We start from the raw sequence: 17,709 nt of genomic DNA, 5'->3' as shown, positions 1-17,709 counted from the left end.
GCGTTTCAGGTGCCGGCCATCAGACCGAACGCAAGTCGAGCGATACCGTCCTGGCTGCGTCGCCCCTCTGCCGCCGCGACGGGAGAGACCTGCAAGCTGACGATATCGCTCGGTGACTTCCTGGTCAGTGTCTCAGGTGCCTCTGCCGTTCCTGGTCCTCGGCAGAGCCAGGGTCATTTGCTGTCGAACCAGATCTTCCACTGCGGCACGGCCGTTGCGAAGGTGCCGCGATGGGTGGTCGGCCCCGTCGAGACGGCTTCGACATTGGTGTTCCCCGATCCCATCGACTGGGCGTAGGTCATGGCCATGCGGCCGACGCCGGTGGTGATCGCCTCGTCGGTTTCGCCGTAGTAGTTGCGCACCGGCGACTTGATCAGCCAGCGATAGGACTGCGCGCCGATGATCAGCTTGCCGAAGGCGGAATTGGCGAAATACAGAGGATCGAAATATTCCGGCCGGATCAGCTTGTGCAGGTCGCTCGTGATGTCGGCGGGATTGAACGGCTGCCGGTCGTAGGCCTTCTTGGCGATGTCGTAATACTCGTCCGTCAACAGCGAGCGGGCGAGGCCCGGCACGCCGTAATAGTTCTCATAGGCAAAGGACGAGAGGATCATGATGCTGTTGAGCCAGACGGCATCGAACTTGCGCGGAAAGACGAGGAAGCCTTCCATCAGCGCATAGACGTCGAGGGGAGCGCTCGCCGTCGCCGCAGCATCGACCTTGATGCCGACGGCCTCGAGCTTCTCGAGCATGGCCATGGTCACGAAACCGCCCTGGGACCAGCCGGCGAGAAACAGCTTGTCGCTCGACAGTTTCATGTCGGCCATGACGGCCCGGCTCGCCATCAAGAGGTCGTAGGTCGCCTGCTGATGGCTCCCCTTGACCATGTAGCCCTCAGGCTCGGTCGAGATGCCGAGGCCGAAATAGTCGGCGCCGATCACCATGTAGCCCTGGCCCGCGAACTGCGCGATCATCAGCTGGGTCTCGGGCGACTGGTCGGCGAAGGACGGGACTTCCTGGCGGCCATAGACGGTGCCGTGCTGGTAGGAGACCGTCGGAAACGACGTGCCGCCCGTGTCCGGCACGGCGAGCAGGCCCGAGGTCACGGTCGGCTTGTTGCCCATTTCCGGAATCACCGAGTCGTAGGTGATCCGGTACAGTCGCACTCCGTTGCGCGCCGGCGTGTAGGCGACGTCGATCCCGGAAAACGCCGGGGTGTCCGTCTTCAGGATCTTGTTCAGTCGGTCGCCGTCCCACAGCGCCAGAAATTCATACTTGATACCCGGGCTCAACTGCACCGGTTCTTGCTCCGCCGCGAGCGCAGGCGACAGTCCAAGAAGATAGAGCAGAGCCAGGAAGGCTGCGCGCAAAAATGGTATCATTCCAATTCCTCACTGCGGAAGTGCGTTGTTCGACTGAAGTCATGTTCATGCGACCGGTCCGACGCAATTCTGGCAGATTCTCATTAAAGATAAGTGGCGGAAGCGGCTGCCCTTCGGTCGGATGGCATCCGGGACGATCTGTCGTGGGGGGGCGGCCAGCGCGTCGAACGGACAGGATCGCTGCGGCTGCGTCGGTCGTCCGGAGAGGCCGGCGGGCTCGATCAGCGGGCTCGATCAGGGACGGTGGGCGTCTTCGCATGCGCGATTGTTGCGCCGGCGCGGGCGGCGTCCCATTCCTTGCCCGCATCGCCGGCGGCGATGGCCCTTCCCCTCCGGCGCAAGATAGCCCCTCCCGCGTAAAGACGGCCCCCTCCCGCGTAAGATGCGCGGCCCGCAGGTTCGCCGGGTGATCGTGGTCGGACCGGAGAGGCAGGAATCCGGCTCCGCCGGCACAAAGCCCGATCTCTCCGCGGCTCCACGGGTTTTTGCTCGACAGGGCGTTTCGTGTCACCATATCGTCATGGTCGGTCGCCGCGACGGCCGGCTCGCGATCCGGAGGGACAGGGGCAGTCTTGACGCAATCTCTTCTGAATGGCGCGAACTCGGCGAGTGGCGGCTCTGCCGATCTCGTCGCATTTCCGGGCGCCAACCAGCGCGCCGCCATCGTCTCCTTCGACAGGCGGGAGCTTTCGGCGATCCTCAGGGTCTACGGCCAGATGGTCGCCAGCGGCGAGTGGCGGGACTATGCCATCGACATGCTGAAGGACCGCGCCGTCTTCTCGGTGTTCCGGCGGACCAGCGAGATGCCGCTCTACCGCATCGTCAAGGATCCCAAGCTCGCCCGCCGCCAGGGCGCCTACCAGGTGGTCGCCGCCGGCGGCCTCGTTTTGAAGCGCGGCCACGAACTCGCCACCGTCCTGAAGGTGTTCGAGCGCAACCTGCGCGCCGCCGACAACGGCTGATCGGCCAGGCCGCAAGGCCGCTCGCGCCGATCGTTGCCCGCCCAAGCAAATCCGGCGGAGTGCCGCAGCTGTGCCGGCCCGCGGGCGCGGTACATGTCCCGGCTGAGCAACGGACCAGGACGACACGATGGCGCAGCCGACCGCGAAGACTTCCAGCCACCCCCGCGCCGCCGAGCTCGGACTGGAGGCAGAAGGCCCCGCCGCCATCCCGGCCTCCGGCTGGAAGCACATCCTGTCGCGCGTCTACTCGGAAATCTCGGACGACCGGGTGCTGCTGGTGGCGGCCGGCGTCACCTACTACCTGCTGCTCGCCATGGTTCCGACCATGGCGGCGATCGTCTCGCTCTACGGCCTCGTCGCCGATCCCGCGACGGTGCGGGAACATGTCGGGACGCTGTCGGCGCTGTTGCCCGCCGGCGCCGTCCAGATCGTCGACGAACAGCTGCAGCGACTGGCGAGCGCGGCGAGCGGCACGCTCGGGCTGTCGCTGGCCGTCTCCCTCGCCATCTCGCTCTGGAGCGCCAATGCGGGGGTCAAGGCGCTGTTCGAGGCGATGAACGTCGCCTACGAGCAGAAGGAGGAACGCTCCTTCGTCAAGCTGACGCTGGTCTCCTTCGCCTTCACCCTCTGCCTCCTCGCCGCGGCCCTGTCGATGGTCGCCCTCACTGTCGTCCTGCCGCTGGTGCTGGGCCTCGTCGGCCTCGGCGAGGGCACCGAGTGGGCGATCACGGCGGCGAGCTTTCTTGCGATGCTCGTCCTCGTCTCCCTCGGCATTTCGGCGCTCTATCGCTGGGGGCCCTGCCGCGCCGACGCCAGGTGGCGCTGGATCACCCCCGGCGCCGTTCTCGCCGTCGTGGTGATCGCGATCGTGTCGCTGCTGTTCTCCTGGTACACGGCGAATTTCGGCTCCTACGACGCCACCTACGGCTCCCTCGGCGCGCTGATCGGCATGATGACCTGGATGTGGCTGACGATGATCATCCTCATCGTCGGTGGCGAATTGAACTCCGAGATGGAGCATCAGACCGCCCGCGACACCACCACCGGAGCGGAAGCGCCGCTGGGCGAGCGCGGCGCGACCATGGCCGACCAGGTCGCCGACGCGGTGGTCGCCGGGGACCGGGTCTTCGTCGAGAAGGACCCGTCGCTGAAGCGGGAAATCGACGCGCTCTACGGCGACGCCGGCCGGCGCCGCAGGCAACGGGCGCAGCGCGACCAGTGGCTCGCGGCAGGCATTCCCGCCGTCATCGCCCTCGTCGCCATCGCCGGCCTTTCGCGCAGCGGCCGCCGCGGCTGACGGGATTTCTCGCGACGGCTCAGCGCGGCACGGGAGGGGCCGCGAAGTCGCCCGGATAGGCGCTCTTGTCGGGAATGGTGCCGGCCCCCTCCCCGAGCGGGCGCTGCATCAGCACCGTGTCGATCCAGCGGCCGAACTTCAGGCCCGTCGCCGGCATGGTGCCGATCATCTGGAAGCCGAGCCTGGCATGCAGGCGGATCGAGCCGTGATTGTCCGCGCCGCCGATCACCGCCAGCATCTGCCGGAAGCCGAGCCGCTCGCATTCCTCGATGAGCCGCGTCAGGAGCGCCGTTCCGACGCCCCTGCCGCGGGCCTGCGGCGCCAGATAGATCGAGTTCTCGACGAACCAGTTGTAGGCGGGGCGAGCCCGGAACGTGCCGGCATAGGCATAGCCGAGGACCGCGCCATCGTGATCCTGCGCGACGAGATAGGGAAAGTGCCTTTCCGCGAGCGCGTCGAAGCGCCGCCCCATCTCCGCTTCGTCCGGCGGGGTCAGCTCGTAGGTCGCCGTGCCGGTGCGGACTTCTTCCACGTAGATCGCGGTGATCGACGGCAGATCGTCCCGCTCGGCGGGACGCAATATGTAAGCGCCGGACACGGCACACCCTTTCCTTCCAGTCGGCAGACGACGCCGGCAGGGGCCCTGCGCGTCGGTCCGCTGCCCGACGCAACCTACCGAACCGCCGATCCGGCGTCCATTTGGGGCGCGGGCGATCGCGACCGGCGCAACACGAAATTCCCGGCGACCAGTGCAAACCTGCAACGGCGCGGCTGTGTTCTGGCCCTGCCGCAGGCGCATTTCGCCCCTTCGCCCATTGCGGGGCCGGCATGGTTGGGCATAAGCCGTCACAGCCCTTGCGCAAGCGAAGGCGCACCAATCCGCCACCGGCGACCGGACGAGAGATTGACCAAGACGGCGACGAAAAAGAAGACGCTCTCCATCACCGCCCCGGAAAAGCGCGGGCTGGTGATCGGGCTGATCCGGCGGATCCTGCGCGAGAACGGCCACCTCTTCGTGCGCCAATACGCGCTCGCCATCGTCTGCCTGGTCGCCGCCGCGGCCTGCACCGCCTTTCTCGCCTGGATCATGCGCGACGTGATCGACAAGATCTTCGTGCAGCAGAACCGCGCGGCGATCTACACGCTGCCGGCCATCGTCTTCCTCACCTTCGCCATTCGCGGCCTCGCCAATTACGGCCAGGCGGTGATCCTGGCGCGCATCGGCAACAACATCGTCGCCCGCTACCAGCGGCGGCTGTTCGCCCACATCACCGAGCTGTCGGTGGACTTCTTCGCCGAGAACCGCTCGGCCCATCTCGCCGCCCGGATCAACCAGAACGTCTCCGGCATCCGCGACACGCTGAACCTGACGATCACCTCGCTCGCCCGCGACGCCCTCACCCTCGTCTTCCTCGTCTTCGTGATGATCTGGCAGGATCCGGTGCTGTCGGGCATCGCGCTGCTCGCCGGCCCGCCCATCGTCCTGATGATCGGCAAGCTCGCCAGGAAGCTGAGGGCCGCCACCCGCCAGGCGATCGACATCAATGCCCGGGTGCTCGCCTCCATGCAGGAGGCGGCGCAGGGCATCACCGTGGTCAAGGCCTTCACCATGGAGGCGCCGCTGCGCGAGCGCATCGAGCGGCTGATCCTGAAGGCGGAGGAGCGCTCCAACAGGATCGCCGGCATCACCGAGCGCACGAGCCCCGTCACCGAGATGATCGCCGGCCTCGCGATCGCCGGCGTCATCGGCTATTCCGGCTACCGGGCGGTGGTCTACGGCTATTCGCCCGGCTCGATGTTCGCCTTCATCACCGCGCTGCTGCTCGCCTACGATCCGGCGCGGCGCCTCGCCAAGCTGCAGGTGCAGCTGGAGCGGGCCCTGGTCAACGCCTCGATGATCTACGAGATTCTCGACATGAAGCCGCGCCAGGCGGACGCGCCGAACGCCCGCGAGCTGAAGGTCGAGCGCGGCGAGATCGCCTTCAACGCCGTCACCTTCGGCTATTATCCGGGCGAGAAGGTGCTGCGCGAATTGTCCTTCGTGGCGCCCGCCGGCAAGACCACGGCGCTGATCGGCGCGTCGGGCGGCGGCAAGTCGACCATCGTCGCTCTGCTCCAGCGCTTCTACGACGTCCACGAGGGCTCGATCACCGTCGACGGCGAGGACATCCGCGAGGTCACCAAGCGGTCGCTGCGCTCGAAGATCGCCTATGTCCCCCAGGCGCCGTATCTCTTCGAGGGCACCATCCGCGAGAACATCCGGCTGGGGCGGCCGGACGCCACCGACGCCGAGATCGAGGACGCAGCCCGGCAGGCCCAGGCCGAGGAGTTCATCCTCGCCGCGCCGCAGGGCTACGACACGCCCGTCGGCGAGAACGGCATGACGCTGTCGGGGGGCCAGCGCCAGCGCCTGTCGATCGCCCGCGCCCTCGTGCGCAACGCGCCGATCCTCCTCCTCGACGAGGCGACCTCGGCGCTCGACACGCGCTCGGAGACGCTGGTCCAGGCGGCGCTCGACGCGGCGATGAAGGATCGCACGGTGCTGGTCGTCGCCCACCGGCTGTCGACCATCACCAATGCCGACCAGATCCTCGTCGTCGACAGCGGCCAGATCGCCGAGCGCGGCTCCCACCAGGACCTCGTCGACCGGGAGGGCGGGCTCTATGCGCGCTTCTACGGCCTGCAGGCCGGCGGCAACCGGCGATCGGCCGATCTCGCCGCTGCCAAGTGATGAGGTGATTTCCGGCATTCTTGCCGAGACATCGATGCTTTGACGGCGTTTGCGAATGGAGTATTCAGGCGGTCGAAGATTTGAGCGTCAGAAACCCGACGGGTCGTCATCCTCGGGCTTGTCCCGAGGGTCCCTTGCCGTGGCCGGAGACTCCCGAGCCTCGACGAGCGGCGATCCGGCACGGATTTCATCGCTGACAGTGCAGTCGATCCTCGGGACAAGCCCGAGGATGACGGCGGTGCGGTGTTTCGTGGCCGATCGCCATGACCCGCGCCCCGCCGCCTGAAAGGGAGCCACCCCCATGAAGCTCGTCGTTCTGGGAGCCGCCGGCCGGATGGGCCGCACGCTCGTCAAGGTGATATCCGAGAGCGAGGGCGCCTCGCTGCATGCTGCGCTGGAGCGGGGCGGCTCGCCGGCGCTCGGCAGCGATGCCGGGCTGCTCGCCGGGATCGGCGAACTCGGCGTCGCGGTCACGGGCGACATCGACGCGGCGCTGGACGGCGCCGAGGGGATCGTCGACTTCACCGCCCCGGCGGTATCCGTCGACATCGCCAGGCGGGCCGCCGGAAAGGGCCTCGTCCACGTCATCGGCACCACCGGCTTCGAGGCGGATGCGGATGCGGCGATCCGCGCGGCGGCCGAGGCCGGCGCGACCATCGTCAAGTCCGGCAACATGAGCCTCGGCGTCAATCTCCTCGCCGTCCTCGTCGAGCAGGCGGCGAGAGCGCTCGGCCCCGACGCCTTCGACATCGAGGTGCTGGAGATGCACCACAAGCACAAGGTCGACGCGCCGTCGGGCGCCGCGCTCCTGCTGGGTGAAGCGGCAGCGACGGGCCGGGGCGTCGCCCTCGCCGACCATTCCGTGCGGGTGCGCGACGGCATCACCGGACCGCGCGAAGCGGGCACGATCGGCTTCGCGACGCTGCGCGGCGGCTCGGTGGTGGGCGAGCATTCGGTGATCCTCGCCGGCGAAGGCGAACGGATCGAGCTCTCCCACGCCGCCGGCGACCGGACGATCTTTGCCAGAGGCGCCATCAAGGCGGCGCTCTGGGCGAAGGAGAAGCCCGCGGGCCTCTATTCCATGCGCGACGTTCTCGGCCTTTCCGGCTGAACCGACCCCCGCGACTTTCCGGCCCGGCCGCGCTACAACCCCCTCCTGACGAATTCCTTGGAAAGGCAGCCTGAAATGTCGCGTAGTCTCGTCCTCGTCCGCCACGGCCAGAGCGAGTGGAACCTGAAGAACCTCTTCACCGGCTGGAAGGACCCCGACCTGACCGAGAAGGGCGTCGAAGAGGCCAAGTCGGCCGGGCGCAAGCTGAAGGCCGAGGGTTTTACCTTCGACACCGCCTTCACCAGCGAGCTTTCAAGAGCCCAGCGCACCCTCGAGCTGATGCTGGAGGAGCTCGGCCAGACCGGCCTTGCGATCACCCGCGACGTCGCCCTCAACGAGCGCGACTATGGCGACCTCTCCGGCCTCAACAAGGACGATGCGCGGGAGAAATGGGGCGAGGAACAGGTGCATATCTGGCGCCGCTCCTACGACACGCCCCCTCCGGGCGGCGAGAGCCTGAAGGACACCGGGGCGCGGGTCTGGCCCTATTTCATCCACGACATCCTGCCGAAGGTGATGGCCGGCGGCACCGTCGTCGTCGCCGCCCACGGCAATTCGCTGCGCTCCCTCGTCATGGCGCTGGACGGGCTGACGCCCGACCAGATCGTCGGCGAGGAGATCGCGACGGGCGTGCCGATCGTCTACCGGCTGAACGCGGATACGACGGTGGCGGAAAAGCGGGTCCTCAAGGACTGACGGCGACCTGCGCGCCCTGGATATTTGAGGCCTCCGCCTCTGTCTGATACCCCCGTTGACGGTGGGACAAGGAGTGACTTCTCATGAGCGAAAAGATCATCATGCGGACCGGCGAGGCGCTGGTCGTCGGCGGCCCTCCGGGAACGGCGGCCGAGCCGGAAGTCGTCATCGGCGCGCTGGACGGCCCCGTCGGCACCGCGCTGGCGACCCTCACCGGCGACCAGGTGAAGGGCCACAGCCGCGTCTTCGCGCTGCTCAACACCGACATCATGGTCCGCCCGGCGACGCTCTGCGTCTCCAAGGTGACGGTCGAGGATCCGCGCTACACCAACATCCTGATGGGCACGGTGCAGTTCGCCATCGCCAACGGCGTCCTCGACGCGGTGCGCGAGGGCATCCTGCCGAAGGACCAGGTCAACGATCTCGGCATCATCTGCTCGGTCTGGCTCGCCCCGACCATCGTCGACGTCGAGAATCTCGACCACAAGGTGCTCTTCGACATCCACCGCGAGGGGATGAAAAAGGCCATCGCCAAGGCCATGCGCAACGAGCCGTCGATCGACTGGCTGCTCGAGAACCAGGACCAGATCGTCCACAAATACTACCAGATGGGCCTCGACGGCAAAATCTGAGCCATCGAGCACGCAAAGGCGCGTTCGGGCCGAGGCGCCCGGGCCGCCCTTGCGGCGAACGCGGCGGATGAGGCGAAGCATCGCGGGTGACGCGAGGCGCGCGCCGCCCCATCTTCGCCGGCCATGACACGACGACGCAAGCGAGGGCCGGCCTCGCAGCTCCCTTCCGGTCACGGTTCCGAACCGCGCCCCGGATCCGGCGACAGGGCGCCCTCCCCCGACGCCGCGACCTGCTGGCTCTGCGGCCGCCGGCTCGGGCACCGGGTCGAATGGCACCATCCCCTGCCGAAGAGCCGCGGCGGCAGAGAGACGGTGCCGGTCCACCCGATCTGCCACCGGACCCTGCACGCCACCTTCACCAATCATGAACTCGGCCGCATGGCCGGCGACGGCGAAGCCCTCGCCGGGCGAGCCGAGCTTGCGCCGTTCCTGCGCTGGATCGCCGACAAGCCGCCGGACTTCCACGCCCCGACCAGACGGCGCAAGTGATCTTGCGCGGCGCATGGATTGGCGAGCGCCGGCTTCGCTGCCCTGCGCCCTGCGCCTCGCCCGACGACATGCGCCCTTGCTCCCGGGCGTGGCAGGCACGGACCCGTCCAGCCGAAACGACGGCGCCCCGCCGCCGGGGTCCGGCGACGGGGCGCATCGTTCGGCAGGATCGGTGGGTCAGAAGATGAAGTCGGCCGTCCCGAGATCGGCGAGAGTGACGTTGAGGAGGGTGATCGTGGCCCCGGTGCCGTCGGCGATGACGACGTCGGCGCCCGACTGCATCATGTGGTTCGCCGCAAGGTCGGCGAAGTCGACGATCGCCGTGACCGCCGACAGATCGATCCGCTCGAAGTCGTTGGTGGCCGCGAAGTCGGTGATCGTGTCGGTGCCGAATCCGTCGGCGAAGACGAAGGTGTCGGCGTTGAAGCCGCCGGTCAGCACGTCGTCCCCGGCGCCGCCGACGAGGGTGTCGAAGCCGGCCCCGCCGAGGATCGTGTCGTTGCCGGCACCGCCCTCGAGCGTCTCGCTGCCGGTGCTTGCGATAATGACGTCGTTACCCGAGCCGGACACCACCCGCTCGAAGTTCGAGAGCGTATCGACGCCGAGCCCCAGGCTGTAGCCGGCCGCGAGGTTGACCTTCACGGCGACGGTGGCATCCGACATGTCCAGGGTGTCGAAGCCCTCGCCGCCGTCGAGCGTGTCCCAGAACAGGCCGGGTCCGGCGGAGATGAGATCGTCGCCGGCATCGCCATTCAGCGTGTCGGCGCCATGGCCGCCGAAGATGGTGTCGCTACCCGCCCCGGCATTGACCGTGTCGTCGCCGCCGCCGGCATAGATGGTGGTGTCGCCGTCGCTGCCGGTGATGGTGTCGTCGCCGAGCCCCGAGCCGATCAGGGTCGTCGTCGCCGACCCGGTGATGACGTCGTTGCCCGACCCGGTGAGAAGCCGCTCGAACGAGACCAGCGTGTCGTTGCCGATGCTGCTGCTCGACGCCAGGCCTGCATCGAGATCGACGGTGACCGCGTCGGTGACGGCCGAATAGTCGAGGAGATCGACGCCATCGCCGCCGTCATAGGTGTCGTTCGCGGCGTCGATCGAGCCGGTGACGACGTCGTCGCCGCCGCGGGCCACGACGATGTCCAACCCGGCGCCGGCGTCGAAATTGTTCGTCCCGTCGGTGCCGCTCAGGGTGTCGGCATGGCTCGAGCCGATGAGGAACTCGATCGAGGTGAAGCTGTCGCCCTCGGCGTCGCCGCCGCTGGCCGTGCCCGCCGCGAGGTCGATCGTCACGCCGGCCGAGGAAGTGGCGTAGCTGACGGTGTCGTAGCCCGGGCCGCCGACGAAGGCGTCGCCGCCTGCGGTGCCTTCCAGCGTGTCGTTGGTGTCGAGACCGTCGATGGTGAGGGTGACGGTGGCCGTGCCGCCGCCGACGAGGGTGTAGGTAAAGCTGTCGGTGGCGCTGATATTGGCCGCGCCCGATCCCTCGGCGGCGAGGCTGTCGAAGGCGCCGTTCGGATCGTAGGCGAAGGTGCCGTCGGCATTGACGGTGAGGAGGGCGCCGGAGGCGAGCGTGATCGCCTGCCCGACATTGGCGCCGCTGCCGTTCACCGCGCCGATCGCCAGCACGGAATCGACGTCCTCGTCGGCGGAGCCGCCATTGGCGTCGAAGAGGCTGAGTCCGGAGCCGATGGCGGTCGCCTCGTCGGTGGTGAAGGCATCGTCGACGGCGACGCCCGCGTCGTCGGTGGCTGTGACGCCGAGCCCGAAGCTGTCGGTCGAGGTCTGGCCGCCGTCGTCGGTGACCGTCACCGTCACCGTGCGATCGGTTTCGTCCGGGTTCTGCGAGCCGTTCAGATAGGTGACGAGGCGCAGGGCCGCCTGGTAGTCGGCGACGCTGGCACTTCCCGACAGGGTGATGCTGCGGCTGTCGGGATCGTAGGCGCCGGCGGTGATCCCGGCCGGCAGGCCGCTTGCGGCAAGGCTTTCCGCCGCACCGTCCGGCGCCGCCGACAATGTCAGCGTGACGGATTGCAGCGTCGCGCTGTCGGCGTCCGAGAGCACTGCCTGCGGCAGCAGCGTCACGGCACCGGCATCTTCGACGAAGACCGGTTCGGAGGAGAGCACGGCGGAGGTGAAGAAATCGAGAGAAGAATTGCTGGCGCCGCTGTAGATGTCGTCGAGCAGGACCGTGCCGGCCGCGGTGCCGTCCGTCACCCAGAGTTCTACGCCGTGCGTTCCGTCGTTCGCCGAAAAGATCATTCGGCCATCACCGAGGGTCGTGAAATTGTTCAGCGACGAAGCGCTCGAGCCTGAGTAGATATCCTTCAGAAGCACCGTGCCGGCCTCGGTGCCATCCGTCACCCAGAGCTCTGTGCCGTTCGTGCCGTCATTCGCCAGAAAGACGAGACGGCCATTGCCGAGCGCCGTGAAGCCGGACGGTGCTGAACCGTTATAGCCTGTGTAGATATCCTTCAGGAGAACCGTGCCCGCCTCGGTGCCGTCCGTCACCCAAAGCTCCGAGCCATTGGTGCCATCATTCGCCGAAAAGACCAGACGGCCATCGGCAAGCGGCTCAAAGCCATACGGAGATGAACTGCCCGAGCCTGATCTGATGTCCTTCACGAGAACCGTGCCCGCCTCGGTGCCGTCCGTCACCCAAAGCTCGTAGCCGTTCGCGGAGTCGTAGCTTTGGAAGACGAGACGGCCATCGCCGAGCGCCGTGAAGCCAGACGGCGTCGAACTGCTCGAGCCTGCAGCGATGTCCTTCAGGAGAACCGTGCCCGTCGCGGTGCCATCCGTCACCCAAACCTCGGCGCCATTCGTGCCGTCATTTGCCCGGAAGACGAGGCGGCCATCGGCGAGCGCTGTGAGCTCGATCGGCGATGAACTGCCCGAGCCTGATCGGATGTCCTTCAGGAGCACCGTCCCTGCCTCGGTGCCATCCGTCACCCAAAGCTCGGAGCCATTCGTTCCGTCACTTGCCCGGAAGACCATGCGACCATCGCCGAGCGCCACGAAGCCGTACGGCGATGAACCACTCGTGCCCGTGTAGATATCCTTCACGAGCACCGTGCCCGCCTCGGTCCCGTCCGTCACCCAAAGCTCATAGCCGTGATCGGTATCGGAGGTTTGGAAGATGACGCGGCCGTCCGGCATGCTCGTCAGGTAGTTCGGAATCCCCGAGTTCAAATCGACGGTGAGTTCCTTGACGAGGCGGGTGCCGGCTTCCGTCCCGTCGCTTAACCACAACTCGAAGCCGGATCCCGAGCCGTCGTCAGCAATGAACACGACGCCGCTTTCACCGAATGCCGCCGATCGGGCGCCGCGTCCCGAAACGGATCCCTCCGCTATGTCCCTGACGAGATGCGTGCCGGCCTCGGTGCCGTCAGTCACCCAGAGCTCGGTGCCATGGGTGCCGTCGTCCGCCTCGAAGAAGACGGCATCGCTCCTGTTACCGAAATCGATCGTGGTCGGCGCGTTGTCTGTAGCCATGGGTTCATCTCGCTCGATAGACATCTGGTGGGACGGCCGCGGAGGGGATCGGCGGCCGGGTGTCATCGCGAGGCAAGGGATGAACGGATGGATCTCGCCCGGCCCCACCCGGCAAGGTTGCGGGCTTCAAGCTTGGCGGAACCGGCCTGATTCGGATTGTCCCGGCATCGCCCCACCTGCCTAAACGTCGCTTCGTAAAAAAATGATTTCTCGGCTTAGTTTATCGGCAGCAACGGCATTGCTTGGGCAGCACCGGAAGACGGAAGAATTGCCATCGTCATCGCATCCGGCACGGGACACGCGTCAAGGGACAGGGTCTTGTCGGTTCAAATGACGAGTGACGGTGCCGAACGGCTCGCCCCCTGGCGACCGGTCGGCGACGAGGCGCCGCCCGGGGCGAGGCGGCGTCGCTTCACGCCGAGACCTCGGCGACGTAGTCCCAATAGGTCCTGGCGGCCTGCCGGGTGAGCGGGCCTGGCCTGCCGTCGCCGATGACATGGCCGTCGATCTTCGTCACCGGCGTGATGCCGCCGAGGGTTCCGGTGACGAAGGCCTCGTCGGCCGAATAGGCCTGCGCGAGGGTGAAGTCCTTCTCGAAGGAAGGGCCGATCGTCTCGCCGTAGAGCCGGCTGACATGACCCCGGGTGATGCCGTTGAAGCTGGTGAGCCCCGGCGAGGTCCAGAGTTCACCCTTCCTGACGATGAAGAAGTTGGTCGAGTTGCAGCTCGCGACGAAACCGCGATGGTCCAGCATCAGGGCTTCGTCGGCGCCCGCCGCGATCGCCTGGATCAGCGCCTGGATGAGGTTCAGCCGGCTGTGGGAATTGAGGTGGAGGTCGAAGACATCCGGCGTCGAGCAGCGGAAGGTCGAGGTGAAGAGCGTCAGGCCGGTGTCGGCGAAGCTCGCCCGCGGGCGCTTGATCTCGGCGACGATGACCACCGTCGCCCCGGAGGCCATGAAGCGCGGGTCCTGGTTGGGCGTCGTCTTCCTGCCCCGCGAGATCATCATCCGGATATGGGTGTCGGTGGCAAAGCCGTTGATCTCGCAAGTCTTGAGGATCGCCTCGGTGATCGCCTGCCGGCTCATGCCGATATCCAGGCTGATCGCCTTCGCCCCCTCGAACAGGCGGTCGAGATGAAGATCCAGCGACAAGAGCTTGCCATTGACCAGCCGCAGCCCTTCCCAGATGCCGTCGCCGAGGACGAAGCCGGCGTCGAAGACCGAGACGGAGGCCTTGTCGCGGTGGACGAACTCGCCGTTGAGATAGACCAGCGCGTCGTCGTTCTTCGGGTCGCCGTCATAGGATTGGGCGCTAGAGGGGGATGCCATGGGGTGGTCCTTCGGATAGTTGGCGCGTCTGCCACGATCTGGCAGGAAAGCCGCCGCCGCGCAAAGCCCTCCTGTCGCCACGAAGGCATGGTGGGTTCCGGGCGCCGGCACGGCCGCCGTTTCCGCCTCCCGGGCCGGCTTCGCTGGCCAGTCTCCGTGGCCCTCCTCCCCGACGACGGCCACCTCGGCGCGCGAGTCAGCCCGGCGCAAACTCCGGTGGTTAATTCTCGTTAACCGGCTCACCCGACCCGCAACCCATCCGCTGGACCGCGACTGCCCGAGATGACCAAGACCGCTGCCAAGACGCTGACCGACACCCGCCCGATCCGCCTGAAGGGACGCTCCTTCCTGGCGCTGGTGCTGTCGCCCGAGCTGCCGTTCTCCAACTGGCTGGAACGCCTCGACGATCTCGCCGCGCGCTCGACCGGCTTCTTCCTCGGCCGGCCGATCGTCCTCGATCTCGACGGCCTCGACATCACGCAGGCCGACCTGAAGGAGCTTCTCGGCGAACTCGGCGAGCGCGGCGTGCGCGTGATGGGCATCGAGGGCGTGCGCGGCTCGGTGATCGGCCCCAACATGCCGCCGCTGATGAAGGGCGGCCGCCCGGCCGGCGACATCGAGCCCGAGGCCGCCCCGGCACCGGCCGCCACGGCGGCGGACAGCCCGGCGAGCCAGCCGGCAAAGCACGCCGAGCCGGCCATCGAGATGCATGCGCAGCGCGCGGCCTCCTCGATCGTCATCACCGAGCCGGTGCGCTCCGGCCAGTCGATCATCTTTCCCGAAGGCGACGTCACCATCCTCGGCTCGGTCGCTTCGGGAGCCGAAATCGTCGCCGGCGGCTCCATCCACATCTACGGCACGCTGCGCGGCCGGGCGCTGGCCGGCTCGGTCGGCAATGCCTCGGCGCGGATCTTCTGCCGCAAGCTGGAAGCCGAGCTTCTGGCGATCGACGGGCTCTACAAGATGCCCGACGACATGGACCCCAAACATCTCGGCCAGCCCGTCGTGGTCTGGCTCGAAGGCGACACCATCAAGGCTGAAAGGCTGGCCTGAGCCATGATCGGCCGGGCAATAGCAGGAGAATGACATGGCGAAAGTGATCGTGGTGACATCGGGCAAGGGCGGCGTCGGCAAGACCACGTCGACGGCCGCTCTCGGCGCGGCGCTCGCGCAGAGGGGCGAGAAGACCGTGGTCGTCGATTTCGACGTCGGCCTGCGCAACCTCGACCTCGTCATGGGCGCCGAGCGCCGGGTGGTCTACGATCTGATCAACGTCGTGCAGGGCGATGCCAAGCTCACCCAGGCGCTGATCCGCGACAAGCGGCTGGAGACGCTGTTTCTCCTGCCGGCCTCCCAGACCCGCGACAAGGACAACCTGACCGCCGAGGGCGTCGAGCGGGTGATCGACGAGTTGCGCAAGAGCTTCGACTGGATCATCTGCGATTCGCCGGCCGGCATCGAGCGCGGCGCGACGCTCGCCATGCGCCATGCCGACACGGCCGTCGTCGTGACCAATCCGGAAGTCTCCTCGGTGCGCGATTCCGACCGCATCATCGGCCTCCTCGACGCCAAGACCAAGAAGGCCGAAAACGGCGAGCGGATGGAGAAGCACCTGCTCCTGACCCGCTACGATTCGAACCGTGCCGAGCGTGGCGACATGCTGAAGGTCGAGGACGTGCTCGAGATCCTGTCGATCCCGCTGCTCGGCATCATCCCCGAGTCCATGGATGTCCTGCGCGCCTCGAACCTCGGCGCGCCGGTCACCCTCAACGACGTCAACTGCGCCCCCGCCCTCGCCTATCGTGATGCGGCCCGCCGCCTCGCCGGCGAGCAGGTACCGATGACCATTCCCGGCGAGCGCCGCGGCTTCATGAACAAGCTGTTCGGACGGAGGGCTGCATGAGCCTCTTCAGCTTCCTGAACAGGCGCAGCTCCGCGCCGATGGCGCGCGAGCGCCTGCAGGTCCTCCTGGCCCATGAACGGGCCACGGTGGGTCACTCCGATCTCGTCGGCCTCCTCAGGGAGGAAATCCTCGCCGTCATCGCCAAGCACATCCAGCTCGACGCCGACAAGGTGAACGTCACGATGGAGCGGGGCGAGCACGTCTCGACCCTCGAAGTCGACATCGAGATCCCCGTGACCGCAAGCATGCGAGCGGCCTGAGAGAACGTCCGCCGCAAAGCCGCCCCGAAGGCATGATGCCCTGACCGGTGACGGCACAGACAAGGAGAAGTCGATGAGCCGAGCACAGCTGATCACGCGACTGCAGGAACTGCAGAAGATGCCGAAGTTCGAAAAGCGCGACATCAAGTCGATCGCCGGCTTCCTGCCGAACGAGGCGCTGGCCAAGCACGTCCAGGCCTGCGAGGAAGCCGCCGCGCGCTGACGGATGAACCCCGGAGCCGGCGGATCGCCAGGCTCCCCGCGAGATGATCGAGGGCGTCCCCCGCATGAAGCGGCGGGCGCCCTTCTTTTCGTTTGCAGAGCGCCGTCCCGCCGCGATCCGGGGCGGCGGCTGCGAAACGCTCGGGGCTTCCGTTCTCCGGCGCGCCGTCGCCACGACGGTTTTGCGGGACGCGGCGATGGGCCGGTCGGTCCGTCAGTGACCGTCGAAGGCGACGAGGGTCTGCACCGAGACGCCCATGGCCTCAAGGCGCTTGCGGCCGCCGAGTTCCGGCAGGTCGATGACGAAGCAGGCGCCGACGATCTCGGCGCCGAGTTCGCGCAGGAGCTTCACGGCGCCCTCGGCGGTGCCGCCCGTCGCGATCAGGTCGTCAGTGAGGAGAACGCGAGTCCCCGGCGCCACCGCGTCGCGGTGCACCTCCATCTCGTCGACGCCGTATTCGAGGCTGTAGGCGACGCGGATCGTCTCGTGGGGCAGCTTGCCCTTCTTGCGGATCGGCACGAAGCCGGCGGCGAGCTGATGCGACATGGCCCCGCCGAGGATGAAGCCCCGCGCCTCGATGCCGGCGACGAGGGCGACGCCCGCGTCCTTGTAGGGCGCCACCATCGCGTCGACGGCCTCCCGGAAGGACACCGGGCTGGCGAGCAGCGTCGTGATGTCCCGGAACATGATGCCGGGCTTGGGATAGTCCGGAATGCTCCGGATGGCGTCGGCGAACCGGTTTCCGGCCACGGGGGGCGCGCTGGTGGTCATGCCGGCCTCAGGCGTCCCTGGCGATCGTCTGGATCACCTCGAAACCCTCGAAGTTGGGATGGCCGTCATAGAGCGGCCGCGTGCCGCCGGCGCTGCCATGGGCCGCGCGGAACGCCTCCGAGCGGGTCCAGGCGACGAAGGCCTCCTCGCTCTCCCACACCGTGTGGGACGAATAGAGGCGATGCCCCTCGCCCTCCGGCCCCTTCAGCATGTGAAACTCGACGAAGCCGGGGACCTCTCTCAGCTTGGAATCCCGGTTCAGCCACATCGTCTCGAACTCCTCCTCGGCGCCGGGCAGGACCTTGAAGCGGTTCATCGCGATAAACATGGGGCGATCCTCTCTCACGAAACGGCCGCCGGCCGAAGGGGGCCGGAGCATCAGGGGGTTTTCCGCCGTCGCCCGGCCGAATGCAAGCGCGCCCTGCGAGGG

The 17,709-nt window shown here is 67.5% G+C and carries 17 protein-coding genes; 11 read left to right on the top strand and 6 right to left on the bottom strand.

The features are described 5' to 3' along the window. Positions 1-173: 173 nt before the first annotated feature. Positions 174-1,382, bottom strand: a complete 1,209-nt coding sequence (locus ATO4_RS11805; RefSeq protein ID WP_083591711.1) for a prolyl oligopeptidase family serine peptidase — start codon at positions 1,380-1,382, stop codon at positions 174-176. A 572-nt stretch (positions 1,383-1,954) separates the two neighbouring features. Here ATO4_RS11805 and ATO4_RS11800 point away from each other — a divergent pair. Further along, on the top strand, positions 1,955-2,344 hold the full coding sequence (locus ATO4_RS11800) for a DUF2794 domain-containing protein (protein ID WP_210191064.1): 390 nt from the start codon (positions 1,955-1,957) through the stop codon (positions 2,342-2,344). Between the two features lie 127 nt (positions 2,345-2,471). After that, positions 2,472-3,641 (top strand): YihY/virulence factor BrkB family protein, encoded by a 1,170-nt coding sequence (locus ATO4_RS11795; RefSeq protein ID WP_083591710.1) that lies wholly within the window; start codon positions 2,472-2,474, stop codon positions 3,639-3,641. 19 nt (positions 3,642-3,660) lie between these two features. On the opposite strand, the gene ATO4_RS11790 is transcribed toward ATO4_RS11795, so the two are convergent. Beyond that, on the bottom strand, positions 3,661-4,239 hold the full coding sequence (locus ATO4_RS11790) for a GNAT family N-acetyltransferase (RefSeq protein WP_245308708.1): 579 nt from the start codon (positions 4,237-4,239) through the stop codon (positions 3,661-3,663). 306 nt (positions 4,240-4,545) lie between these two features. On the opposite strand from ATO4_RS11790, the gene ATO4_RS11785 reads away from it, so the two are divergent. The 5 genes from ATO4_RS11785 (at position 4,546) to ATO4_RS11760 (ending at position 9,300) form a co-directional block, all read left to right on the top strand. Continuing rightward, positions 4,546-6,372, top strand: coding sequence for an ABC transporter ATP-binding protein (locus ATO4_RS11785; protein ID WP_139802401.1), 1,827 nt, complete (start codon positions 4,546-4,548; stop codon positions 6,370-6,372). Positions 6,373-6,673: 301 nt separating this feature from the next. Continuing rightward, entirely contained in the window at positions 6,674-7,483 is an 810-nt protein-coding gene (dapB, locus tag ATO4_RS11775) for a 4-hydroxy-tetrahydrodipicolinate reductase (protein WP_083591707.1), read from the top strand. A gap of 75 nt (positions 7,484-7,558) precedes the next feature. Then, entirely contained in the window at positions 7,559-8,179 is a 621-nt protein-coding gene (locus ATO4_RS11770; protein WP_083591706.1) for a 2,3-bisphosphoglycerate-dependent phosphoglycerate mutase, read from the top strand. Between the two features lie 83 nt (positions 8,180-8,262). Beyond that, the gene (fae, locus tag ATO4_RS11765) at positions 8,263-8,811 is read left to right on the top strand and encodes a formaldehyde-activating enzyme (protein ID WP_083591705.1); all 549 of its coding nucleotides are present in this window, start codon (positions 8,263-8,265) and stop codon (positions 8,809-8,811) included. Positions 8,812-9,123: 312 nt separating this feature from the next. After that, the gene (locus tag ATO4_RS11760) at positions 9,124-9,300 is read left to right on the top strand and encodes a hypothetical protein (RefSeq protein WP_245308707.1); all 177 of its coding nucleotides are present in this window, start codon (positions 9,124-9,126) and stop codon (positions 9,298-9,300) included. 177 nt (positions 9,301-9,477) lie between these two features. On the opposite strand, the gene ATO4_RS11755 is transcribed toward ATO4_RS11760, so the two are convergent. Together ATO4_RS11755 and ATO4_RS11750 are read right to left on the bottom strand one after the other, a co-directional pair. Further along, entirely contained in the window at positions 9,478-12,792 is a 3,315-nt protein-coding gene (locus tag ATO4_RS11755; protein ID WP_176222959.1) for an ELWxxDGT repeat protein, read from the bottom strand. A 412-nt stretch (positions 12,793-13,204) separates the two neighbouring features. After that, entirely contained in the window at positions 13,205-14,122 is a 918-nt protein-coding gene (locus ATO4_RS11750) for an aminotransferase class IV (RefSeq protein WP_083591703.1), read from the bottom strand. 282 nt (positions 14,123-14,404) lie between these two features. Between ATO4_RS11750 and minC the strand changes: the two genes are divergently transcribed. From minC to ATO4_RS27715, 4 genes are all read left to right on the top strand, one after another. Next, complete coding sequence (gene minC / locus ATO4_RS11745) at positions 14,405-15,175, top strand: septum site-determining protein MinC (RefSeq protein ID WP_083591702.1); 771 nt, start codon at positions 14,405-14,407, stop codon at positions 15,173-15,175. A 34-nt stretch (positions 15,176-15,209) separates the two neighbouring features. Next, positions 15,210-16,025 carry a septum site-determining protein MinD gene (gene minD / locus ATO4_RS11740; RefSeq protein ID WP_083591701.1) on the top strand — a complete coding sequence of 272 codons (816 nt, stop codon included), beginning with the start codon at positions 15,210-15,212 and terminating at the stop codon, positions 16,023-16,025. Further along, entirely contained in the window at positions 16,022-16,285 is a 264-nt protein-coding gene (gene minE / locus ATO4_RS11735) for a cell division topological specificity factor MinE (RefSeq protein ID WP_083591700.1), read from the top strand. The genes minD and minE overlap by 4 nt, the downstream gene beginning before the upstream one ends. A gap of 73 nt (positions 16,286-16,358) precedes the next feature. Then, the gene (locus ATO4_RS27715; protein WP_176222958.1) at positions 16,359-16,508 is read left to right on the top strand and encodes a hypothetical protein; all 150 of its coding nucleotides are present in this window, start codon (positions 16,359-16,361) and stop codon (positions 16,506-16,508) included. Between the two features lie 213 nt (positions 16,509-16,721). Here ATO4_RS27715 and ATO4_RS11730 read toward each other — a convergent pair whose 3' ends face one another. Together ATO4_RS11730 and ATO4_RS11725 are read right to left on the bottom strand one after the other, a co-directional pair. Next, positions 16,722-17,279, bottom strand: coding sequence for an adenine phosphoribosyltransferase (locus ATO4_RS11730; protein ID WP_083591699.1), 558 nt, complete (start codon positions 17,277-17,279; stop codon positions 16,722-16,724). Positions 17,280-17,286: 7 nt separating this feature from the next. After that, entirely contained in the window at positions 17,287-17,607 is a 321-nt protein-coding gene (locus ATO4_RS11725; RefSeq protein ID WP_083591698.1) for an antibiotic biosynthesis monooxygenase, read from the bottom strand. Positions 17,608-17,709 lie beyond the last annotated feature (102 nt).

The organism is Aurantimonas sp. 22II-16-19i (assembly GCF_002088275.1).
In the GTDB taxonomy this organism is placed as follows: Bacteria; Pseudomonadota; Alphaproteobacteria; order Rhizobiales; family Rhizobiaceae; genus Jiella.
The sequence above is the reverse complement of the archived record's forward strand: the minus strand, read 5'-3'. Positions and strand labels throughout refer to the sequence as shown.

Excerpts from the sequence above, each read along its gene's own strand:
- minD (WP_083591701.1), top strand. The coding sequence starts at position 15,210 with ATGGCGAAAGTGATCGTGGTGACATCGGGCAAGGGCGGCGTCGGCAAG.
- minC (WP_083591702.1), top strand. The coding sequence starts at position 14,405 with ATGACCAAGACCGCTGCCAAGACGCTGACCGACACCCGCCCGATCCGC.
- ATO4_RS11770 (WP_083591706.1), top strand. The coding sequence starts at position 7,559 with ATGTCGCGTAGTCTCGTCCTCGTCCGCCACGGCCAGAGCGAGTGGAAC.
- ATO4_RS11795 (WP_083591710.1), top strand. The coding sequence starts at position 2,472 with ATGGCGCAGCCGACCGCGAAGACTTCCAGCCACCCCCGCGCCGCCGAG.
- ATO4_RS11750 (WP_083591703.1), bottom strand. The coding sequence starts at position 14,122 with ATGGCATCCCCCTCTAGCGCCCAATCCTATGACGGCGACCCGAAGAAC.
- fae (WP_083591705.1), top strand. The coding sequence starts at position 8,263 with ATGAGCGAAAAGATCATCATGCGGACCGGCGAGGCGCTGGTCGTCGGC.
- minE (WP_083591700.1), top strand. The coding sequence starts at position 16,022 with ATGAGCCTCTTCAGCTTCCTGAACAGGCGCAGCTCCGCGCCGATGGCG.
- dapB (WP_083591707.1), top strand. The coding sequence starts at position 6,674 with ATGAAGCTCGTCGTTCTGGGAGCCGCCGGCCGGATGGGCCGCACGCTC.
- ATO4_RS27715 (WP_176222958.1), top strand. The coding sequence starts at position 16,359 with ATGAGCCGAGCACAGCTGATCACGCGACTGCAGGAACTGCAGAAGATG.
- ATO4_RS11805 (WP_083591711.1), bottom strand. The coding sequence starts at position 1,382 with ATGATACCATTTTTGCGCGCAGCCTTCCTGGCTCTGCTCTATCTTCTT.
- ATO4_RS11730 (WP_083591699.1), bottom strand. The coding sequence starts at position 17,279 with ATGACCACCAGCGCGCCCCCCGTGGCCGGAAACCGGTTCGCCGACGCC.
- ATO4_RS11755 (WP_176222959.1), bottom strand. The coding sequence starts at position 12,792 with ATGGCTACAGACAACGCGCCGACCACGATCGATTTCGGTAACAGGAGC.
- ATO4_RS11725 (WP_083591698.1), bottom strand. The coding sequence starts at position 17,607 with ATGTTTATCGCGATGAACCGCTTCAAGGTCCTGCCCGGCGCCGAGGAG.